Origin of the sequence: Kitasatospora sp. NPDC086791 (genome assembly GCF_040685975.1) — a bacterium.
Lineage (GTDB): Bacteria > Actinomycetota > Actinomycetes > Streptomycetales > Streptomycetaceae > Kitasatospora.
The window spans coordinates 59,340-80,306 of record NZ_JBFBOC010000029.1 but is presented as its reverse complement, the minus strand read 5'-3'; the positions used below and the strand labels follow the sequence as shown (position 1 = coordinate 80,306).

The following is a 20,967-nucleotide window of genomic DNA, read 5'->3' as shown; positions in this document are numbered from 1 at the left end:
TCGATGTGGAACGCGCGCTGGCGAAGCATGGAGGTGGTCGGGTCGGGCGCGGCAACCGGTGCGGCGGCTGCGCCGTACCGCTCGACGGGGCCGGGCTGGTCGGTGCTGGATGAAGCGGCGGCCGCGTGGCTGTGGATTGGTGGCTCTGTTCAGTTGCGGCGTTCGGGTAGCCGGTCCGCGTCCGGGCAGGTTTCGAGAGCGGCCCGGCGCAGTGCTGTCTCGGCCTGGCCGAGCAGGTAGACCGCCCAGTCGATGGACTCGTTGGTCCGGCGGCCGTGGTCGGTGTCGGGAAGGTGCGCCCGGGCGGCTGCGGCGAGCTCGTGAACGTCGGCGAGGACCGCGGTCTGGGCGCGGTAGGCCTCTTCGAGTGGCCGCTGAAAGTCCGTCGGCGACCCGGGTATGGCCTGTCGTTCGGGGGGCTGTGGTCCGAGCCAGCTCCTGCTGGCCTGCCGCAGCGCCCGGTTGAGGCATTGCGACAGCTCGGCGACGGTCAGGACCTGGCGGCGGCGGAGGAGGCGGTTGAGCAAGGGGTTGGTCTCCTGTCGTGCGATCGGAGCCGGCGGGTCGAGCTCCGGCGGCTCCGGCACGGGTCTTGCCGCCGTCCTGACCTGAGCTGCCCCGATTTTCGTGGAGTCCGCGATCGTGTGATCAAGCGGTCTGCGGGTGTTGCTCCAGTGCCGTCCAGTACGCCTGTTCGTATTCGTCGGGCGGGAGGTAGTCAAGGGCGGAGTGGAGCCGTTCGCTGTTGTACCACGCGACCCACTGGAACACGGCACGCTCGACCTCGTCGAAGTCGCGCCACGGTCCCTGATGTTCGATCAGTTCGGCCTTGAACGTGCCGTTCAGGGCCTCGGCCATCGCGTTGTCGTACGAGTCGGCGACGGACCCGACGGACGCCGAGGCACCGACCTCGGACAATCGCTCCGTGTAGCGAATGGACACGTATTGCGACCCGCGGTCGCTGTGATGAATGAGGTCGGCGCCCTTCTTGATCTTCTGCCGCCACAGCGCCATCTCCAGCGCGTCCAGCGGCAGGTCGGTCCGCATGTGGGTGGCGGCCTGCCAGCCCACGATCCGGCGCGAGTACGCGTCCAGGACGAACGCCACGTAGACCCAGCCCGACCAGGTGCGGATGTAGGTCAGGTCGGCCAGCCACAGCTGGTTCGGGCGGTGGGCGGTGAAGCGGCGGTTGACCAGGTCCGGCGGACGCGGCGCCGCAGGCTCCGGGACAGTCGTGCGGCGCCGCTGTCCGCGGATCACGCCCTCGATGCCGAGCTCGCGCATCAGCCGCTCGACGGTGCAGCGGGCGACCTGGTGGCCGGCGCGGATCAGGGCGCGCGTGATACGGCGGGCCCCGTAGGTCCGGCCGGAGTCCTCCCAGACGGCTGTGACCAGCGGAATCAGTTCCTCGTCGCGGAGCCGGCGGGCAGACTTCGGTCGCTGCTTGCGCGCGAAGTACGTCGACGGCGACAGGTCCAGCACCCGGCAGACGGGATCGACCCCGAAGCCGTCACGCAGGTGGTCGATCACCTGCTCGGCCTCGTCCGGGGACGGTCGATCTCCTGGGCAAAAAACACGCTGGCAGCCTTGAGAATCTCGTTGGCCCGCCTCAACTCGGCGACTTCCTTGCGGAGTTCTTTCAGCTCGTCCTGCTCTGCGGTCGTGAGCCGATCGTCGCGCTCTCCGGCGTCGGCCTCGGCCTGGCGGACCCAGGACCGCAGGGCCTCCTTATGGATGCCCAGGTCACGGGCCACGTGAGCGACGGGTCGGCCCGTCGAGCGGACCTCGCGGACGGCGCGCTCACGAAGTTCATCGGGGTACTTGCGGGGTGCTGGCACTGCTCGTGGTTCTCCTTACGCCTGGATCGTAACAAACCCAGACATCAGGGACTCCAGGAAAGCCAGAGCAGCTCAACCTGGTTCTAGGGACAGATTCTGGTTAGGCAACGGGCTCGGTGTCCCCGGAATCGGTGGTCTGCCACCCCCGAGGGTGCGGCAGACCACCGGATCATCCGCTGCGGTGCGGAGCATGATCGGTCACCGGGACGCAGGATCCCGACTACGGCCGCGACCTGGCCGCCGGGGGCTTCGGGCTCACCGTCGAAGGTGACGGTCCCGGGCTCGGGTCCGCGACGGTTCAGACGAGGTGGGCGGCGATCAGGCCGTGGGGCCAGGCGGCTGCTTCGTCGACGACGACGAGCGCCGAGCTCCACAGAACCCAGCTTTGGCTGACGCGCCTCAGCAAGCTGGAGATCTCCTCGTGCCGGCTGAGCTGGTAGACGAGCAGCCAGGTCCCGGCCAAGGCCACGAGGAGCACCTTCTGGTGGGCCGTCCCTTGGAGCAGGTGCCATTCGGCGTGCATTGCGGCGCAGATCAGAGCGGCTCCGGTCAGGACCCTGGCGACGTGCATGACCCCTCGCAGGGTGTGCCGGGCCGACGGCAGCGGGTGGGCGCTGCCGGGCTCCAGGGGCGGCTGGTCTTCGGTGACGCTCATCGCGTGCTCCTCGGGGCAGGGGTGGTGGACTTCGCCGGTGCGCCGGCCGGGCCCGACGCCTTGGTGAGGTTGACGCTGGATGGGCTGGCGTCCGCGCTGCGGCTGGGCTGAGCCGCAGAGGGCGGCCGCGCGCTGGTGGCCGTGCCGGTGGGGTAGGTCGTCGGCGTGCTGGGGCGGGAGGCGGCCGCCGTGCAGCTGGTAAGAAGTGAGCCGACGAGCAGGGTGCCGGCCAGCGGCCGCATGAGGCGCTTCATAGGTCCTCCAAGCTGGTTCGTGGGATCGGACAGGGGAGAGGTGCTGCGGTCGGAACTGGAGTCAGGCGGTGTACAGCACGGCGCCGATGGCCGCGAGCGCGACGCCGGCCGCAGCCGTGATCCCGCTGCCAACGACGTAGAGCGGCAGCGCGGCCAGGACCGTGAGGGCGCCAAGGGCCCGCCGCCCGAGGGTGGGCGAACCTGCTGCCCCGGTCTTCCCGGCCGGGAGAGCGGGCCGCAGCCACGCCCGAAGCCGCTGGACGGGGGCGGATCGGCGGGTCTGCGGCAGCAGCATCACCACGAGGAACAGCGCGAGCAGGGCCAGCGGCAGCAGACGCAGCGCGATGTGCACGGCAGAGGTAGACATGGAGATGACCTCGGTGGCTATCGGTGGTCCGCCCGGCGGCTTTGCCGGGCGGGACGAGCGAATGGATCGGTGGCGGGGCCCGGTCGGCCCCGCCGGTGGCGCCGGTCAGAGGCGCGGGTTGGCCACCCCGGCGACCTGTTCGGCCGCGAAGGCCTCCGCCGCCGCGATAGCGCCCTCGACGTCGCCGGAGGCCCGCAGCGTCCGGACGCGGTCGTTGGCCCGTTCGGACGGGGACTTGGTGAGCTCGGCGACCTGGGCGCGCAGCCGCTCGACCTCCTCCTCGCGCAGCAGAAGGCGAGCCAACAGGCAGCCGGCGCGTTCACCGGCCCAGCTGGTGAGGTTCCCGCAGAACAGGTCCTCCCAGCTGGGGTGGTCGTGGCCCCGGATGTCGGCAACGGCCCGGGTCAGATCGGCGACCACTGCGTTTCCGGCGGGCCTCACTCCCGCAAGCAGCACCTGCAGGCGGGTGCGCTCATCGGCGGTCAGGAGCAGCTCGGTGTCGCTCACACCGCTCTCCCGGACCGCCCCCTTCACGGGCCGCAGAACATCGCTCGGCGAAGCCGGCAGTCCGGCCAGGGCCGTGGCCCAACCGCCGGCAGCCACACTGAACCGCACACCGTTGTCGTCCACGTAGCCCACACCGCCCGGCTTCACGTTCGTCACCAGGATCTCCGGGCCGTGCCAGTACGCGTGGCGCCGCTCGGAGACGACGACCGGCAGGCCGGTGTGCTCCTCCAGGTAGGCCCGGATCTTCGCGTGGTGCGACTCGTCACGGGCTGTGACAACGGCGATGTGCCAGCCACCACGGAAGTAGCGGCGCAGCGCCTCGACGGCTCCCGGGATCGGCGGGCCGTAGAGGTCACCGCCGCGCCATCCGTCGAACTGGTCATGGATCACCCCGTCAAAGTCGATCACGAGGGTGCGGGCAGACGGCGAGCCGCCCAGTGCGAGGGTTCGCGCCCGGTCGAGAAGCCAGGTCATTGTGGTGCTCCCATTCATGAGGTTGCCGGCCCTGCCGACCGCGCCGCTCCCCCTGGCCTGAGCAGCGTCGGGAGGCGCAGCGGCAGTGCTCGCTGCGCCTCCCGGAGGCGGTAGGAGGGGCGGTAGGGGTGGGGTAGGGGCGGTAGGGCGTTTGGTATTTATGCAGGTCAGAGCGCCGGTAGGGCTGTGCGGTAGGGGGCGTTTCCGGTGATGGCGAAGCGGGGGAGGGCCGGCCTGCGGACCGCCCGGGATGGGGCGGCGGGAGGGGTGTTCCCGGGCCCGTCGGCCGGGGTCAGCCGGCCATCTGACGGGGGGGCTGAGCGGGGGTGCTCGGCGCCCCTTCCCGGCCCCTTTCGGCGGCCCCGGGGGAGGCCGCCGAAAGGGGTGCCCCGGGGGCCGGGAACGGGTCCTCCCGAGGGGTGCGGTCCACGGCCAGATGCGGGGGCCTAAGGGGCTCCCGGCCGAGGGTCTGGGTCAGCTCCTTGTAGCCCACCCCGATACGGTTGCGCTTCTTGCCCGCTACGGACAGTGGCAGCGGGTCCCGGAGGGGGATGCCGATCCGGCGGAGATAGCCCGCCAGCGCGGCGGTGTCCCAGGCCGGGTCGGAGATCATGTTCCGGGCCTTCAGATCGGCCAGCATCTCCTCGAGATGGACACCCTGCTTGACGCCCCGGACGCCCTCCGCCCACCGGGTGGCGACCGTGTTCTCGACGTACAGCCAGAACTGGGCCTCGATCTCCTCGGCGGACAACACCCGCCGCTCCCCTGCGCCGCGCTCCCCTGCCTCCTGGTCCTCCGACGGCCCGTCCTCTGCGAGGTGCTCGTCCTCGAAGGCCTCGTCCTCGTCGTCGGCCTGCTCCTGCTCGTCCGCCATGGGCGCGGACACCGGCGCGTACGCCCACGCGGCGAGGGCCCACGGCACGAACAGTGCCGGCATCCAGATCGCCGGGTTGTGCGGGATGTAGTAGACGATCAGGAACCCTGCGAAGATCAGTCCTCCCGCCCGCAGCATCCAGGCGGGGATCTCCTTGCCCTCGGGCAGCTGCGACTCAGGCTGCTTCTGAGGGGTCTTCTCCCTCGCGTCGGCCGGCTTCGCCGGCCGACGCCGTGGCCCTCTCCCCTTCGGCTTCGGCCCGCCGGACGCCGTCTTGGCCTTGGCCGCAGCCTTCGCGGCTTTCGCCTTGCGCTCGCGTTTGCGGACGATGCCGGGAGCGAAGAGCTCCAGGGCGTTACCGTCGACGATCCAGAACACGGTCTTCTTGACGATGATGAAGGTCCCGGTGGCCAGCGACTTCACCGCCTGGATGCCGATGATGTAGGGCCGCGCCGCGCTGAACGCGCGGGAGAGCACCCGCGCGACGCACGCGCGGATGCTCTCCCCCGCCTCGCCGTCCGCCTCCTCGTCGACGTCCTCGAGTTCCGCCAGGGCGTCGGTGTCGTCGCCGGGACCGACGGCCGCCGCGCCGGGCACAGTGGGGGTCTCCTTGGTCAGCGTGACGTCGGCGGCCATCAGTGCCCCAGACCGGGCACGAGGTTGGCGAGGTAGGTAACGACCATGGTCCCAACAGACCACCAGCCGCCGGCGGAGGCGTAGAGCACACCGGCGGTGAAGCCGAGGATCGAGGCCCGCCACTTGCCGTGGGTGCGCAGCCAGAGGATGGCGGTGATGCCGAGCGCCACCCCGCCCGGGCCCCAGCTGGCAGCGAGCGGTCCGGCCATGTTGGTGATGGCGTCGTGCGGGCCCGTCCAGCCGGCCGAGCCGTAGAGGGTGGCGTTGACGTAGCCGAAGATTGCGAGGTGCTCCCACTTGAGCTTTCCGGCGATCTTGGGGTTGGACCCGTTCTTGAGGAGCGCGAACTGCGTGAGGGACCCCACGCCGGCGAGGCCGGCGGCGGTGACGACGCCGAGGCCGGACCCGATGGAGGTGGGGGGCGCGGCGGCGAGCTGGGCGGCGGTGTTGATGATCTCGGACATGGTCGGGTGGCTCCCTTTCAGGAGAGGGGGATGTGGACGGTCAGGGCCGCGATGAGCGTGGTGGCGAAGGGGATCCGGCAGATCCATGCCAGCGGCGGGTACCAGCCGCGAGTGCGCCAGCCGATCCACGCGGCGCCGGCGACGAACGTGACGCTCATCCAGAACTGCTCGCCGGGTTCGTGGAACCAGACGATCAGGTGCTGGACCTTGGTCAGGACGTTGAGTCCCCAGCCGGGGATCGCCGGGCCGAGCCAGTGGAAGGTCCAGCGGACGCGCGCGGGGTGCCAGCCGGTTTTGGCCTTGTTCGGCGTGGTCTTGAGGACGTCGCGCGTGGAGGGCGGCTTGTACTTGGACGGCTTCTCCTTCTGCTTGGAGACGTCGACCTTGACCGTGACCTCCTGCTCGATCTCCTCGGCCTCGTCCTCCGGCTGCGGGTCGGCGGGTGCGGCGGGCGGGGCCTGCGGCGGCGGTTGGCCATGCAGCGGGCAGGAGCAAGCGGTGAACTCCCCGCCGCAATGTGCGCACTTCGTGTGCCTCGACGGCGGGTCCTCGGGGGGTGCACCGGGGCCCGGGCCCCGGCCGTTCCAGCCTCCCCCGCTACCGCCGCCAGCCTTGGCGGTCGGGGTGCCCGGCGGCTGGCTGGGGCGCCTGGGGATCGTGGTCTTCACCGTGACGGTGGCGGTGACCGACTGCGGCTCGGCTGCGACGGGTGCCGCCTCGGTCTGCTCCTCCGTGCCCAGGGTTTTTGCTGCGAGCTCGCGCCACCACGGCGGGTTGGGGTCGTACGTCGGCTCGGGGGCCGACGGCCGGGGCGCGGCGGGCGGCGCGTCGGTGATTGTCGCGAGGCCCGTTCGGTCCTGCTGGCTGAAGGGCGGGAAGTCGGGCTTCGGCGGCGTGCTGGCCGTCGGGGGCTGGTCAGCGGCGGGCAGGACCCGGGTCGGGATGATGACGCGGGGCTCCGGCGGGGTGCCGTCGCCCTCGTCGGCCTGGCCGGGGGCGAGGGTCTGCTCGGTCATGGCATGGCCTTCCGGTTCAGTGGGATGTGGGCCTCGGCGCGCAGCGCATGGCGCAGCCGGGCGCGCGGGTCAGTGCAGGTTTGCGGCGGCGAGGTCGACGAGGGCGAGCAGCAGGCCGAGGTAGAGGCCGAGGACGACGGCGTTGTCGGGAGGGCCGTAGGCGAGCTGGCCGCTGAGCACGTGGCCGGCGACCAGGCCGGTGGTGCCTGCCAGGACGAGGGCGCCTAGCCAGCCGGGGGTGGCCAGGATGAGCGCGGTGACGGCGGCGGCAACGGCGACGGCCTGCAAGCGCGTGGCGATCCAGGTGTTTCCCGTGCCGGTGTCGGCCGCCTCGTGGGGGCGGGCAGTGGCGGGCATGGGCAGCAGATGCGGGTCCGCGCCGGAGGCGAGGGCGGCGGCTTGCTCCCACAGCTCGGCCGCCTGGCGGCGCGGGTACTGGGCTCGGAGCCGGGTGTGCAGGTCCGGGAAGTAGCGGCCGTCCGGGGCGTCGGCGTGCTCCCGCATCAGCCAGGTCGCGATGGCGCTCGGGTCGGGCGGGAGGAGCGGAAGGCTTGGCCCGCCGGGCTTCCAGTCACCGACGGTGATGATCACCTCTCGGTGGCGGGGGCTGGCGTTGCGCGCGGCCTGGAGGTTGACGGCGATCGCGACGGCCTGGCGGCGGTCGTCGACGGGACCGATGCGGACGTCGCTGCGGTCGGCGCTGCTGATGCGGATCTCGTGCGCTGGCATGGCAAAGGCTCCGGTTGGCGGACGGCGGGTCAGTTGGCGGGTGGAGTGAACGGGCTCCCTGGTGCTCGGCCGGCGGGTATCCCCGCTCCCCTGGCCGGGGTGGGGTGTCGTCCGCGGGGCCGGTAGGGCGCCGAGAGAATCGGTATTTGTGCAGGTCAAGCGGGTAGGGCGAGGGCTACCGCGTCAGGGTCGCGGGACTCTGCGGGCGGCTTCCGCAGTGGCCGGCCAGAGATGGCCGGCCACCACGGAATGGGCCCGTCAGGCGGCGTGAGCCGCACCTTTCGTGCTGGCGCGGGGCACCGGAACGGGCTCCGGGCCGACGTCGGGAAGCAGCAGCAGGGGCGGGTCGGAGGGCGTCTCCGGGGCGAGTTCCGCTTCCTCAGCGGCCTCCTGCCGGGCGCGGATCCGGGCCGATATCGGCGGGATCACCAGCAGGCTCACGCCTGTTGCCCCACCCGCCGACGCCGCGCAGGCAAGGAACTCGAGGACAGCATGCACAGCAGAACCTTCACTCTCAGTAGTTGTTATGGGGTGTGCTGGCCGACGGTCAGGAGCGGGGTGGAGGGGCCGCTCGGGCCCGTGAAGCCGGGCCCGAGCGGGCGGTAGCTGCTCCAGGCGGGCCGGTTCAGTGGCCACGCCCCGGCAGTTCCTCGTAGTCAGCTGCTGCGTGGTCGGGGCGCGGGGACGGCGTCCCAGGAGAGCGAGCAGGACGGCCGCTCGGAGCGGCCGTCCTGCGGACGACGGCCGGCGCAGTCAAGCCGCAGCATCAGCGAACTCCCGCCGCTGTGCAGGCATGGGCTGCGCCGCGGCCCCTCCGCTGGCGGAGTCCGGACCGGAGGCGGGGATCGTCGCGGCGGGCTCCGCGGGCTGCTCGCTCGACCCGGCCGCAGGGGTTCGCAGCTTCGCCGCGGCGAGGTCGATGACCCGCTGGGCGCGCGGCTGGCCGACGCGGAACATGTTCTTGACGTCGCGGACGCCGAGGCGGAGCACGCCGTCCTCGTCGAAGTGCGGCAGGAGCTTGGTGGCCATTGCCTCGTCGTCGTCCAGCGCGCCGTTGCCGGTACCCGGACGCTCCACACGCGGGCCGGTGTCCGTACCCGCGCCGTGCGGGTTCGCCCCGGTGTCCGTTCCCGCATCGATACCGGAGGTGTCGGCCCCGTACTCGTACACGCTGTCCGGCTCGAACGGGCCGTGGTGTCCGATGCCCGCGTCCGTACCCGCCGCGTCGTGCGTACCCGCTTCCGGGGCGGGCGTACTCGGGCTGACCTGCGGCTTCTCTCCGGGTACGACGTCAGGGGCCGTGTCGGTACCCGTTGTTGCCGTACCCGGGTACGGGTCGGTCTGGTCCGCCGTACCCGTTCCGCCCGTACCCGGGTACAGGTCGCCAGGCGCCCGGGTACGGTCTGGCGTACCCGTACCCGCCGTCGCGGTACCTGGGTACAGGGCCGTACCCGGCTGGCCCGTACCCGGGTACGGATCCCGTGTACCCGTACCCGTCGTCCCTGTACCCGGGTACAGGACGGGTGCGGTGCTGGACTCGACGGCCGTACCCGCGGGGCCGCCGGGTACACCGGCCTGGGTACGGTCGTGCGCTCCCGAGTACAGGCCCGTACCCGGGTACAGGGCGGGTACCAGGTCGGCGGTACTCGCCACGTCGGCGACGGTGAGGAAGCTCCGCTGGGCCGCCTCGACCTCCTTGCGCTTGGCGAAGTCGACGGTGGCGGTCTCCGGGGTGCGCACGAGGCGCTCAAGGCCGGCCAGGACGTGGACCTGGTCCGGCAAGCTGAGCCGGGCCTGGGCGGCCTGCGCCCTCCGGACTGCCCGCTCCCGCCAGCGCACGGAGAACCACCCGGGCTTGTCGCCGTCCTCGTCCTGCCCGTCCAACTGCCGGACCCGATAGAGCCGGTCGGCGGCGGTCTGGATGCGGACCCTGCGGGTGGCCTCGGCCTGGGACAGGTTCTCGTCGGCGGCCAGCGCGAGCGCCACCTTCACCCACTCGACGGGGTGAAGCATCCGCACCAGCCTGATCCGGCGGTCCAGCCAGTCCCCGGCCCGCCGGGCGAGCTCGCGGGCGGCCGTACGCTCCTCGAGCGAACCGAGCTCGAAGAGGACCGCCGCGATGATCGGCCAGGGTGCCCGGGCGATGCTCTCCCTGAGGTGCGCGCCCTCGCTGGCGCTGAACGCGGATGAGATCAGCGCGAACACCCAGACCAGGGCGCCGCTGATGCCCGGTGACTGGCCGTTGCGCGAGCGGCGGCGGGCCCGCATCCCGCACACGTAGGCCGCGACGTCCAACGCCACGAACGGCATCCAGTCCCACGGACTGGGCAGGCCGATCAGATCCCGGCCCATCTTCCGGAGCCCGGTCGAGGAGAGGCCGGCGGCGGCGGAAGCCACCAGGACCGTCCAGATGTCCTCCCGGCGGCGGCCGCGGGTGTCGGAGCGCAGCCTGCGCTGGGCGATCTCCTCCTCGGTGAGCTCCAGTTCCTCCAGGTAGGCCTTCTCGGCCTGGCGCCACCGCACTACCAGCAGAATCGCCGTGGCTGCGGCGACGGCAGTGCCGGCCAGCACGTCGACGTGCGCGGCCAGCCAGTTGGGCGACGGCAGCAGTCCGGGGAGGCCGGACAGCAGACCAGGGTCGGACTGGGCAAGCAGAGCGGGGGTGGACATGGTTCTCCTGGGTCGGTGGCCCGAAGCGGGCCGAAGCGGGGAAGAGTTGAAAGGAGCAGCCGAGCGGCGGGGGCCGAATGCTCGGGCGGGCCTGCTGAAAAGCGGGCATCAGCGGGGCAGATCCGCCCCGCTGATCAAGTGGTGGATCAGGCCCACGCTCAGCCGGGCGAACCCGGCGATGCCCTCAGGCCGCCGGTCGGTGAGCAGGAGGACGCCGTAGCGCTCCAGGCGGACCATGTAGCGGTGCAACTCGGTGTTGGAGGACACGTCCGAGTTCCTGTGGCGCAACACTGCGACGGCGTACCAGCGGCCCCACCGGGCCAGCCGGGCCTCCGCGCGGAACGCCGTCCGCAGGCGCTCGTGGATCCTGACGATGCCCGGGTCGTCGAGCTCCCGGGTCGCCGACAGCAGCCGGAGCGCGGCTGCCAGCGTCCGCGAGCGAAGGCCCGGCTGCTCCACGGCGGAACGCACCGCGGCCCAGTCGGGCTGGTGCAGCCCGAAGTGGTCGGCGGCCTCCCGGCCGCGTTCGAGAATCTCGGCAGTCCTGCTGTACGGGAGCAGCGCCATCAGCGGTGGGCCCGGTTGCGGGCGGCCCGGCGCTTCATGGCACGCCTCTCGTCCTCGCTCATCCCGCCCCAGACGCCGGCGTCCTGTCCGGTCTCCAGCGCCCACTGGAGGCACATCTCCATCACCGGGCATCGACGGCAGCAGGCCTTGGCTTTTTCGATTTGAAGGAGTGCGGGGCCGGTCTTCCCGATCGGGAAGAACAGCTCCGGGTCCTCTTCGCGGCAGACAGCGCGGTGGCGCCAGTCCATGGTCATCAGCTCCTCATTTGCAGGTCGGAGCCCGTCCCGACGGTCGGGCCAGGCTGAACATCGGTTGGAACAGCCCGGCGATGACGGCGGCCTGAATGCCGCCGCTGCGCCGTAGCGGCTCCACCTGGCCAGCCAGTGGCCGGCCAGGTGGAGTTCGCTTCGAGGGCTGGCCGTTCACGCGGTGCCGGGGCCTCCGGCGTCGCCGGGCCGGGCGGCAGGGCCGCCGAGCTTGACGTCCAGGGCCTCGAAGCGGCGCAGCAGGTCGTCCTCGATCGCGTCGAGCACCTCGGGGTCGTCGGCGATGGCGGCCTCCTGCACCGTGGGGCAGCCCTCCAGCGGGGTGCCGGTCGGGCAGCAGAGGCCGGCGAGGTGGCCCGTTCGGGCCTGGTCGAGCGGCGTCCACGGAAGGACGTCGCAGGTGTTGCCGTGGGGCAGGTAGACGGAGTCCGGGCCGGGGACGACCAGGACGCCGCCGTCGGCGCAGTCGTTGATCAGGCGGTGCCGCTCGGCGCGGCCGATCGACCAGGTGTGCAGCCGGTCGGTGATGTCGCCGAGCCGCCGCAGCCACAGCGCGTCCAGCAGCTCGGTGACCGTGCCCGCGCCCAGGCCGACCAGCGCGTAGGCGTTCATGGCGGCGGTGCGCAGGCGGGTGGTGAGGGTCTTTCGGGTCACGACGACCTCCGGGGTGAGGCGGAGGGGACCGCGGGTCCGGGGTCTCCCATGGCCTTCCGGCGACGGCGGCGCCGCAGGGGCGAGCCAGTCCAGAAGGTCAGGGCAGCCCTCGGAAGGGTGCGGGGTCGCCGCCGACGTGGCGTGCCGGCGGCGACCTGGTGGCGCTGTACCTGAGTCGGGATGGGTGCGTGACGCCGTGCACCTCGGCGAGGTGTACGGCGCTCGCCGCCCGGCTGGGTGCCGGAGCGGACGCGCCTGGATGACGGGGAGGCGTCCCCGAGCCGAAAGTTCTTGCGTCACAAGGTGGTTGGTGCGCCCGGCGGCTTCACGCATGCGGCCGCGGGGCAATTGGATGGCGCTGTGGAGTTGTGAAGTAACGAGCACTTCCCTGGCCGCCGAGATGGCGACTTCCGGGTGCCGGACGTACTGGGGGTGGGCCCTGGCGGGCCCGCCGCACCACCCCCGGCGCCGCTCCGAATGGCATGGCCATGCCAGAGCGGTTCCGAGGGATAGGCGGCGGGATGCCCGAACAATCTGGATACGAACTGCGGAGAAAGGCTGGCTACTCGCCGGAGGGGCTGACCGAACCGTCGCCCGAGATCGCCCCGCTAGGCTCCTGAGCCTCCTGCGTCTTCGGCGTCTTCGGCGTCCGGGCCTCCAAGGCCCAGCGGAGGAACTCGTTAGCCTGCCGCCTCTGCTCATCCTGCGCGGTGCTCATTTGACGTCCTCCGACTTCGAGTCGTCGGACTGAACCTTGCGATCGCCGCCGGCGAAGCTCCGGCAGAGGTGCTCGACCAGGCGCATCAGATGCCGCCCCTCGACTTCGCAGCGAGCCGAGCAGCCCGCTCGCGGCAGTCGGCGATGTCGGCCTGGAGCGGGCGCCAGCTCTCGACCCGGCTCCCCAGCCACGCCTGCCAGGCCTGCTCGTCGGGGGAGTCGCCCATGGCGTCGGGGTCTTCGACCGCCCGCTTCAAGTCGGCGGCCGCGATGGCGGTCAGCTCAATGGTGGCCAGGCCTGCCGTGCCCTTCACCGTCACGACGTCACCCGAGACCAGCACGTCGTTGGTGGGGAAGCTGTTGGCGACGGCCTCGGTGTCGAGCAGCGAGAGCGCGCGGTTGAGTTCGATGGCCAGCTTGCCACCGACCTCGCTGAACGCGGCGATGGCGTCAATCAGGTCGTCGACCGGGTTGTTCTGGTCGTCCTGCGGCAGCTCGCCGCCAGCCTGAGCAGTTGCATCGGGGGACCCGATGTACTCCTGCGTGCTGTGATCCGGCAAGATTGCGGTCACGGCAGATCACTCTCCCTCACGGCAATTGAGGTGGATGCGTGGTGTGCCCCAGCTGGCGGGCTTCGAGAGTGCGATCTCGGAGCCCGCCAGTGCTGTTTCCGGAGTGCGATCCGGAGCCAACTGGGCTGGGACTGGCCTACGTTGCAGCCGTTCGGGGTGCGACTCCGCTCGGCTGGCGACGTGATAACGATGACACGACGTCAGGCCTCTCGTCAAGGCAATACCGGTATTGCTCGCGTCGACACCATCAATACCGGTATTTCTGGCGATGTGGTTCACTACTACGCACGGGCGTGCACGTGACCACGCACAGCGAGAATCGAATGGAGGCTCCAGGTGGCGCACAAGTGGGAGGAGCTCTACGTGGAGCTGGTCCAGGAATGCGCATCGCGCAACCCTGGCGAGGTCCTCCCGTACGTCCAGGAGCTGGTCAATGCTGGCCGCGGTTCTCGGAGCACCATCACCAGGGCCTACGCCCAACTCGTAGAGGAGGGCCTGGCCAAGGGCGTGCCGGGCAAGGGGTTCGTAGTCCTTCCTCAGCGCACCTTCCACCTCCGCCTGGTGAGGTTCGCCTCTCCTTCGACCCAAGGCCTCGGGCTCTGGACCCCGGTGCAGACTGACGGCGGGCCAGGACTCCAAACCAGCCTGACGCATGCTGCCTTCGGAAGAGCGGGAGAGGACATCGCGGACCGACTCCGCCTGCCCGAAGCCAATCCGAACGTCGTCAGCCACGAGTTTCGGACCACCGCCGAAAACCGCGTGCTGGCTGTCGAGCACGCCTGGTACCCGGACGCAGTCGCCCACGAGGCTGGCTTGCAGACCAGCAGCGGCCGAGAGGAGCACGGCAAGAGTGGGCTCGCGGCGCTCGTCGACGCCGGCCTGGTCGGCGCCGCCAGCGAGCGCATCCGCTGTCGCCGCGCGACAGCCGAGGAGGCCGCGGCTCTCAACATCCAGCAAGGCGACGTGCTGGAGATCGAGCGCATCCTGCTCGCCGCCTCCGGGGAGCCCACGGAGCTGCGCCGGATCGTGGCGCCGGCCCTCGCCACGGAGATCGTCTACGAGGGGCTGGGTACAGCCGGCCTGCAAGAAACGCGAGCACCCGTCGCCGCTGGCGTCTGAATGGCTGTTCACGGCTCCCCTTTCCTGACCTCTGGCTTCTGTGCAGCGGATCAAGCATGGTGAGCGTCAGCCAGGGATTGCAGCCGTTCATGGACCAGTGGCGGACCAGTCCTGGACCAGTTTTGGACCAGTCATGGCAAGCGCAGCCGCACAAGTCGGGAGGGGAGTGGAATCGTGGGCATCCGCGTCGAACGATGGACGGGGCGAGAAGCATCCGCTCTTCAGCAGGTGCTGAGGATGGCCGATCGCGACTACGCCGAGCACCTTGACGTCTCGCGGACCACCGTCGTCACCTGGCGCAGGAAGGGAGAACTTGTCGTGTGCAACAAGCTCACAGCGCAACTCCTCGACAGCGCCGTCGCGCTCCTGTCACCCACTGATCGCAACACCTTCGAGATGCTCCTTCAGAGGGTCTCAGCACCACCGCCAGAGTCCCCGGCTACGACACGGAGGGCAACCGGACAGCAACTGTCCTTGGTCTCCCACCAGTTCATCCCGGTGCCCCTCGGTGCTGCGGCCGATGGCCTCTTCGGAGCCGGTCACGGCTGCCCGGTCGGTCCAGCGGGAATGGAACAGCGAGCTCACCTGCTCGCTGACCCCGGTGACCGTCGAGCCCGGCTGCACGTCTACCGGTTTGGGATCGGCGTCCTCCACATCAGGCAGGACCTACTACCGGCCTCTGTGACAGAACTCGCGATCTGGCGGTACCGGTCCTACCCGGAAAACCGCAACTGGGCGCAGAAGGCCGTACTCGACCTGGCAACGAGGCTCGGCCTCTCCACCCAGGCGCCGGAGCCGGAGTACGTCCTGTCGGTGTACGAACTCCGCCAGCACGGCTGGACCGAGGCCGAACTCGAAACTGGCCTTCACCTGCTGGCGACCCCGTCCATCCTGGTCGACCGGAGCGACGAGACAAACCCTGTCCCGCTCGGAGTCGAGGAACAGCGGTTCAGCCAGAGCTGGCGAGACCCCGCGGCGATCTCCTTCCATGGGGGAGCATCCCGCGGCGTCGCCGGCTGGTCGGGAGTCGCGTACTTCCCCCAGCCCGACGAGAAGGCCTTGCCCATTGACGCCGTGGTCGCCATGGAACTGGATGTCCAGGCCCTGTGGGCGTTGTCGCTTCACCTGCACCGAACAGTGGAGGACGGCCAGGACCCCCACATGCCAGAGGAGTTCGGCTGGCGCTGGCTGCGAGCTGTCCATTCCCGTCTGACCTCCGCCCGGTCGACCGAGACAGCCCAGCACCGAGCGATGCGTGCCGCCGTCGTAAGCACCAGCGATCTGCCGCAGCGCCTGAAGGACGTCTGGGCGGCGATGAAAGAGGTTGAGGCATGAGCAGGTGGGAAGCGCCGTCCCCGGCCTCCGCGGTTCTGGTGGTTGTGGATGTCCAGGTCGGGTTCGCCAACGCGTCGAGCAACCACGTCGTCCCGGTCATCACCGAGTTGCTGGCAGCGTGGCAGGCCGCGGGCAGGGACTCGGTGGTGGCCACCTTCACGAACCCGCCCGGCAGCCCCTACGAGACGATCAGCAACTGGACAAAGCTGCGCACCGACGCCGAGCAGGCGCTGGTGCCCGAGCTGATCCCGCTCGCCCAGAGCGCCACAGCCCGTTTCAGTAAGTCCACCTCGGACCTCTTCCAGGTCGACGATGCGCTCGCAGCCTTCCGCACGCACGGCTGGACGGACATCGTGATCTGCGGGATCGACACCGACAGCTGCGTCCACGACACGGCGGTCGGGGCCTACCACCGCTCGATCACGCCATGGTTGGTGACGGACGCCTGCGCATCCTCGGGTGGCCCCGAGTACCACGACATCGCCCTCAAGCTCGCCGCTCGCAACCTCGGTGGGCGCTTGGTGAGCAGCACCGATGTCCACCACTGGCTCCGGAAGGACGGTACCCACTGATGACCGACTCCCAGCTGCTCATCGTCGGGGCTGGCCCGGCCGGCTGCTCCGCCGCCATCCAGGCGGCCGGCCTCGGCATGACCTCCATCGTGGTCGACCGATCAGAACGGCCAGGTGGGTCACTCTGGCGAATCGGTAACCTCACGAACATGCCGGGCGACTGGACCGACGGGCCCTCCTACGCCGAGTCCCTGATCAGACATCTGAACCGCCTTGGGGACCGGTGCCGGCTAGTGCAAGGAGAAGCGGTAGCGGTCGACGCCAGTGATGATCACGCCTCGGTGACCCTCGCGGACGGCCGCGTTCTCACAGGTGACTACCTGGTCGCGGCGACCGGTGTCCGCGCTGCTCAGCCACGGGACGTTCCTTGGCTCGACGCGGACGAGGCGCTCCCCCCGATCTGGAGCACAACGTCCGAGGACATCGGCGGCAGGACAGTTGTGCTCGGCGCCGACCGCCCGCTGGGGACCTGGCTTCGTACGCATCCCCATTTCGAGCGGAGCCTGACGGTCCTTCACCCTGTCACGGACACCTACAAGGCTGATGAGGTCCGAGTCGACGAGCGGGTTCTCCTGGTGCCCGTCGAACGGGTCACGGTCCGAGGCACTGGTCCCTTCGAGGTCGTGTACACCACGGTTGACGGTGAGTCCTCAGTCCATGGAGTCGACACCGTGGTCATGAACGTCGGGTCCGTCGCGGCGGGTCTTCCCGGCCTGGTTGCCGGGGCCGACGGGTATTGCCCCCCGGCCGAGCAACGCCGTCGGATCACAACGGCTGGAGACCTCCGGTCGCGGAGAAATCAGCGTGTGCAGATCGCTGGAGGGTCCGGCGCCGAGGCGACGCTGACCCACTACTACAGTGCGCAGGACGCCAGCTGAGGCCCAGCAAGACACGGGAGAGCCTGATGCAATGGCGTGGCGCTGCGGGGGTGCCGTGGGTTTAGGATCAGGTGCTGGCCGTAACTGCGATCGGGGGGTGGAATCCCCGAGGACGGTGACGGCGGACAAACAGAATAGGCCCCGTGACGGCCGACGTGAATGTGGGTTGGAAGCCCACCAGTCGTGCCGGCCCCGGGGCCGCGAGTCAGGAGCCGAGGCAACGGCTCCGGTGACTCAGTAGCGACAACACCTAACTAGGAGGAGGTGTGGCGCTGTGAATCAGCGTACCTGGAGTGCTGCCCCAGGGTGCAACAGCACCCGGCCGATGTCGTGTGGCGATCGCCGCTTCCGGCCCGTTGGCCTCTCCAAATTTCAGACTTCCCTTGCAGGTCAGCCGCGCTGGCTTGAAGGGCTCGCCCATGCGTGTGACGTCCAGGGGACTGTCCGCAGGGCCGCCTCGTTCCGGGTCTTCAGGAACGGGCTCACGCCACGGCCGCGGTGGGTGGCCGTTCTGGCGATGGGGGTGGGGATGATCTAGGCCCTCTGGGGCGGCGCCCTGCTCGCTCATGCTCCTCCTGGCAGGGAGGGTTGTGCGGGTAGCGCCGCCCGGGTGTCACCAGCTGGCAGGCCGGTGCGCCCAGATCGTCCTGGTGAGGAGACCGCCCTGGCAGGGGCCTGTCTGCCTCGCTACTTCATTCGGTTCTTTCGCCGGAACCGCTCCAGCCCAGCGAGGGGCTTTTGCGTTCCCTCCTGACTGGTCAGAAAGGCAAGGCCATGATGCAGCATCGTGCTGCCCAAATCCACTCCGGCGTGCCTGCGCGCCAGCGAAACCGCTTGTTTTCGGACTGCCGTCGATTCGTCGACGGCTACCTCACCCCGGTTGGTCACGGGATCAGCACCTCCGGGCGGGTCCAGTGACGACGCTGACTGTGCCGGCGCCCGGCGCAGCCGTGGCGCTCCCGGGGCAGCGGCATGCCTCCGGCACCGAGGGGGTGCCCGTGGGGCCGAGTGGCCGGCCGCTCGTCACCCGGTTCCCGGCTGCGGCGCTGGCGATCCGGACCCTGACCGCGGAGCTGCTGCGGGTCGTGACCGTGATCGCCGACTACGGCCACCTCTCCGGAGTGTGCTTCGCGGCGGACCAGACGATCGCCGACCAGCTGGGCTTGTCCAGAGGCTCGGTCAACCGGCTGGTGGCCCGTGCTGAGGCGGCCGGCATCGTGAGGTCGGAGTTCAACCCGCGCACGGGCACGATGAGCCGCACGGTAACGCCGATCGCTGACGACGCATTGGCGGTGTGCGTGTCCTCGCAGGCGCGGGATCACCTCGCCGGCAGCAGGTTCAAGGCGTACTGCTTCCTGTCGGTGCGTCAGCACCTGGGCGAAGCAACGTCGGTGGCCCGGATCGCTCGGGGCTGCTCGATGAAGGAGGACACCGCCCGGGCGGCGGTGGGGGACCTGCTGGCCGAGGGCTGGGTCTCCCGGGTCGGTGAGGACCGCGGTGCCTACATCTACATGGTGCACCCGGCTCCGGTGGCCGGCGTCGCGACCCAACTGCCGCTCGACTTCCCCCTTCCCCGACAGGTCCGGCGCCCGCCGGCGGCCGACGGTGCCGAGGACGACCTGGCCGAGTGGCTGTGCCCTGGGCAGCTCGATCTGCTCTCGGAGCCGGTCTTGACCCCTCCCGTTTCGGTGACAGCGCCCTCCCCCGATTCGGTCACTGCGCCCACCCCCGTTTCCGGCACACAAACAGGCTCCCTTGATCAAGATCCTCTGAACATGCCGCTGACCGTAGATAGTGGCTGTTCCCGCGTAGCGGCTACGTCGGTGACGCGCGACACGCGCGCGCGAGGCCTCCGTCGGCGCCCTGCTGTCCGTCTGTCGGGATCCCGCCGCCCGCTGCGCGGGGAACAGCGAACCTCCCGTCCCAACACCATCCCGAGCTCCGGCAAGCGGGCTACCAATGGCGCGCCCATCGCGTTCCAGCGGTTGCCGGAGGGCCTGGAGCTGGCGCTCGCCCCGGCGATCGACCTGTGGCGTCGCATCACCCACGACTACGGCCGAAGCCTCGTCGCCGCAGCGGTGCGGGACGAACTCGACCGGATCGCAGCGTGGACCGGCCCGGCCGGGGCACCGAACGTCCTGGCCGAGCGTCTCGAGTGGCGTCTCGCTGAGCAGGGTGGCCCCGCACGGGTCACCGACCCGGTCGGCTGGCTGCTGCGCCGTGGCCTGCCCCGGCGTGGACAGCGCTGCGGGCGGCCCTGGTGCGACGGCGGAGTGCGCCTGGACACGGGCGCCGGCTGCCAGGCCTGCGAGGTCCGTGCGGTTGACGCCCGCGCGCTGCGCCAACGCCTGGCGGTCCAGCTCGCCGAGGAGATGCCCGCAGCGGCGGTGACGCAGCGCCGCGCGGTGCTGGAGCAGCGGCTGCGCGAGCACACCGTGCTGGAGCAGGCCCGTCGGGCCGTGGCTCTGGAGCAGGAGGAGCAGGCCCGTGCACGGGCGGAGGCTGACCGGCCCAGGCGGCTGGCGGAGGCGGCGGCGGCCGAGGCAGCCCGGCAGGCGCTGCCGTGTGCCGACTGCGGAACTGCGGGGGCGGCCGGGCTGTGCGAGGGCTGCAGGCGGGGCCGGGACATGGCAGCGGCCATCAACCAGTGCATCAACGTGGAGCTGGCTGCGCGGGCTGATCTGCGTCGGTACGAGAGCGTCCGTGAGGTCTGGGAGGCGACCCGCAGCGCGCTGCGCGAGGCACGGCGGGCGGCTCGCCACGGGGCCACCGACGAGCAGATCGCCGGTGCCAGCGAACTCCTGGCCGTGCAGCACGCCCTGGGCGAGTACCGCGCCCGCGCCCTTCGGCGGCTTGCGGCGTCCCCGGTCGCCGTCGAAGAGGCCGACCGGATCCGTGAGACCGTCCTGCGCTCGCGGCACCGGTACGAGTCCCTGCAGGACGCCCGCGAGGCGGCCGAGCGGGAGGCTGCTGCTGCGGCGTCCAGGACCGCGCGGTACGTGCTCGACCAGCGCCTGGCCGCCGTGGTGCGCATGCGCGAGCGGATCTCCCAACGGTCCACTCCCGCGCCAAAGGACCCGAACGCCGAAGGCGCGAACCAGGCCCGTGCTCGCCTGCGCTCCGGCCGTTGACCCGACATCGACCCTGAGGAGAAGCCGTGCCGGACACCAACCGGGATGCCGGAGACTGCGGTCACCCCCACTACGACTTGACCGCCACGTGCACGCTGCCGACCGGCCACGGCGGCCGCTGGCACCAGGGCACGAACCCGCACACCGGGGTGTCGATCCGCTACCGCACCGCGCCCACCGCCCGGCACACCCAGGAGTGGATCCCCGACGACGACCCCGGCGCGCCCAATAGCGGCGAGTGGATCACCCTGCACTACGTCGAGACGGTGCACGCCCCGACGCCGACCGTTTCCGCAGACCTCGACCAGAGCGCCGCGAGCCTAGCTTCCTCCCACTTCCCCGTCGGCCACATCCGGCAGGCCACCGAGGGCGCGCACGAGGAACAGTGCGGCTGCGGCACCTGGTACCCGGCCGGCCGGCGCAGCCTCCACGTCGGCCAGGAGATCAGCCGGCTCGCCCGTGCCTTCTTCGACCTCGGCCTGGAAGCGGGTATCAACGCGGCAGGCACAAGCTGAACAACATCGTGCCGCCCTCGCCCGCCTCACCGACCGCCCCGCGTCCGGCGATCCTGGCGCGCGCAGACCACCCGCTAGCCAGCCGCTACGAACTCACCCACACGGTGCGCAGAAGCCCGGCCTGTTGCCGGATTCGCCGATCTCCAAGAACCGACCC

General features: G+C 70.8%; 22 protein-coding genes. 6 read left to right on the top strand and 16 right to left on the bottom strand.

Annotated features, from left to right (window positions below):
- Positions 1 to 149: 149 nt before the first annotated feature.
- The 16 genes from AB0Q99_RS28160 to AB0Q99_RS28085 form a co-directional block, all read right to left on the bottom strand.
- Positions 150 to 527: a hypothetical protein gene (locus AB0Q99_RS28160; protein WP_363576366.1), complete on the bottom strand. Its 378-nt coding sequence runs from the start codon at positions 525 to 527 to the stop codon at positions 150 to 152.
- A 121-nt stretch (positions 528 to 648) separates the two neighbouring features.
- A protein-coding gene (locus AB0Q99_RS28155) for an IS3 family transposase (protein WP_363576365.1) occupies positions 649 to 1,838 on the bottom strand; the annotation gives its coding sequence in 2 pieces (ribosomal slippage) (positions 649 to 1,574 and positions 1,574 to 1,838; 1,191 coding nt in all).
- 298 nt (positions 1,839 to 2,136) lie between these two features.
- Positions 2,137 to 2,493: a hypothetical protein gene (locus AB0Q99_RS28150; RefSeq protein WP_363576364.1), complete on the bottom strand. Its 357-nt coding sequence runs from the start codon at positions 2,491 to 2,493 to the stop codon at positions 2,137 to 2,139.
- Positions 2,490 to 2,747, bottom strand: a complete 258-nt coding sequence (locus AB0Q99_RS28145; protein WP_363576363.1) for a hypothetical protein — start codon at positions 2,745 to 2,747, stop codon at positions 2,490 to 2,492. The genes AB0Q99_RS28150 and AB0Q99_RS28145 overlap by 4 nt, the downstream gene beginning before the upstream one ends.
- Before the next feature lie 61 nt (positions 2,748 to 2,808).
- Positions 2,809 to 3,114 carry a hypothetical protein gene (locus AB0Q99_RS28140; RefSeq protein WP_363576362.1) on the bottom strand — a complete coding sequence of 102 codons (306 nt, stop codon included), beginning with the start codon at positions 3,112 to 3,114 and terminating at the stop codon, positions 2,809 to 2,811.
- Positions 3,115 to 3,219: 105 nt separating this feature from the next.
- Positions 3,220 to 4,095 (bottom strand): hypothetical protein, encoded by an 876-nt coding sequence (locus AB0Q99_RS28135; protein ID WP_363576361.1) that lies wholly within the window; start codon positions 4,093 to 4,095, stop codon positions 3,220 to 3,222.
- 292 nt (positions 4,096 to 4,387) lie between these two features.
- A complete protein-coding gene (locus tag AB0Q99_RS28130; protein WP_363576360.1) occupies positions 4,388 to 5,605 on the bottom strand; it encodes a hypothetical protein in 1,218 nt (405 codons plus the stop codon).
- On the bottom strand, positions 5,605 to 6,069 hold the full coding sequence (locus AB0Q99_RS28125) for a hypothetical protein (protein ID WP_363576359.1): 465 nt from the start codon (positions 6,067 to 6,069) through the stop codon (positions 5,605 to 5,607). The genes AB0Q99_RS28130 and AB0Q99_RS28125 overlap by 1 nt, the downstream gene beginning before the upstream one ends.
- Positions 6,070 to 6,086: 17 nt before the next feature.
- Positions 6,087 to 7,085: a hypothetical protein gene (locus AB0Q99_RS28120; protein ID WP_363576358.1), complete on the bottom strand. Its 999-nt coding sequence runs from the start codon at positions 7,083 to 7,085 to the stop codon at positions 6,087 to 6,089.
- A 69-nt stretch (positions 7,086 to 7,154) separates the two neighbouring features.
- Positions 7,155 to 7,814 carry a hypothetical protein gene (locus tag AB0Q99_RS28115; RefSeq protein ID WP_363576357.1) on the bottom strand — a complete coding sequence of 220 codons (660 nt, stop codon included), beginning with the start codon at positions 7,812 to 7,814 and terminating at the stop codon, positions 7,155 to 7,157.
- A 258-nt stretch (positions 7,815 to 8,072) separates the two neighbouring features.
- Entirely contained in the window at positions 8,073 to 8,255 is a 183-nt protein-coding gene (locus tag AB0Q99_RS28110) for a hypothetical protein (RefSeq protein WP_363576356.1), read from the bottom strand.
- A 312-nt stretch (positions 8,256 to 8,567) separates the two neighbouring features.
- Entirely contained in the window at positions 8,568 to 10,484 is a 1,917-nt protein-coding gene (locus tag AB0Q99_RS28105; protein WP_363576355.1) for a hypothetical protein, read from the bottom strand.
- A 108-nt stretch (positions 10,485 to 10,592) separates the two neighbouring features.
- Complete coding sequence (locus tag AB0Q99_RS28100) at positions 10,593 to 11,051, bottom strand: hypothetical protein (protein ID WP_363576354.1); 459 nt, start codon at positions 11,049 to 11,051, stop codon at positions 10,593 to 10,595.
- Positions 11,051 to 11,299 (bottom strand): WhiB family transcriptional regulator, encoded by a 249-nt coding sequence (locus AB0Q99_RS28095; RefSeq protein WP_363576378.1) that lies wholly within the window; start codon positions 11,297 to 11,299, stop codon positions 11,051 to 11,053. Before AB0Q99_RS28095 ends, AB0Q99_RS28100 begins: the two co-directional genes overlap by 1 nt.
- Before the next feature lie 174 nt (positions 11,300 to 11,473).
- Positions 11,474 to 11,971, bottom strand: a complete 498-nt coding sequence (locus tag AB0Q99_RS28090; protein ID WP_363576353.1) for a hypothetical protein — start codon at positions 11,969 to 11,971, stop codon at positions 11,474 to 11,476.
- An 803-nt stretch (positions 11,972 to 12,774) separates the two neighbouring features.
- Positions 12,775 to 13,260 (bottom strand): hypothetical protein, encoded by a 486-nt coding sequence (locus tag AB0Q99_RS28085; protein ID WP_363576352.1) that lies wholly within the window; start codon positions 13,258 to 13,260, stop codon positions 12,775 to 12,777.
- 336 nt (positions 13,261 to 13,596) lie between these two features.
- Here AB0Q99_RS28085 and AB0Q99_RS28080 point away from each other — a divergent pair, with 336 nt between their 5' ends.
- The 6 genes from AB0Q99_RS28080 to AB0Q99_RS28055 all read left to right on the top strand — a co-directional run bounded on the left by AB0Q99_RS28080 (position 13,597) and on the right by AB0Q99_RS28055 (position 20,810).
- Positions 13,597 to 14,379, top strand: coding sequence for a UTRA domain-containing protein (locus AB0Q99_RS28080; RefSeq protein ID WP_363576351.1), 783 nt, complete (start codon positions 13,597 to 13,599; stop codon positions 14,377 to 14,379).
- A gap of 174 nt (positions 14,380 to 14,553) precedes the next feature.
- Positions 14,554 to 15,714, top strand: coding sequence for an XRE family transcriptional regulator (locus AB0Q99_RS28075; RefSeq protein ID WP_363576350.1), 1,161 nt, complete (start codon positions 14,554 to 14,556; stop codon positions 15,712 to 15,714).
- On the top strand, positions 15,711 to 16,286 hold the full coding sequence (locus AB0Q99_RS28070) for an isochorismatase family cysteine hydrolase (RefSeq protein WP_363576349.1): 576 nt from the start codon (positions 15,711 to 15,713) through the stop codon (positions 16,284 to 16,286). Before AB0Q99_RS28075 ends, AB0Q99_RS28070 begins: the two co-directional genes overlap by 4 nt.
- Positions 16,286 to 17,164, top strand: a complete 879-nt coding sequence (locus AB0Q99_RS28065) for an NAD(P)/FAD-dependent oxidoreductase (RefSeq protein WP_363576348.1) — start codon at positions 16,286 to 16,288, stop codon at positions 17,162 to 17,164. The genes AB0Q99_RS28070 and AB0Q99_RS28065 overlap by 1 nt, the downstream gene beginning before the upstream one ends.
- 914 nt (positions 17,165 to 18,078) lie before the next feature.
- Entirely contained in the window at positions 18,079 to 20,295 is a 2,217-nt protein-coding gene (locus tag AB0Q99_RS28060; RefSeq protein WP_363576347.1) for a hypothetical protein, read from the top strand.
- Positions 20,296 to 20,321: 26 nt separating this feature from the next.
- Positions 20,322 to 20,810: a hypothetical protein gene (locus AB0Q99_RS28055; RefSeq protein WP_363576346.1), complete on the top strand. Its 489-nt coding sequence runs from the start codon at positions 20,322 to 20,324 to the stop codon at positions 20,808 to 20,810.
- The last annotated feature ends 157 nt before the right edge of the window (positions 20,811 to 20,967 follow it).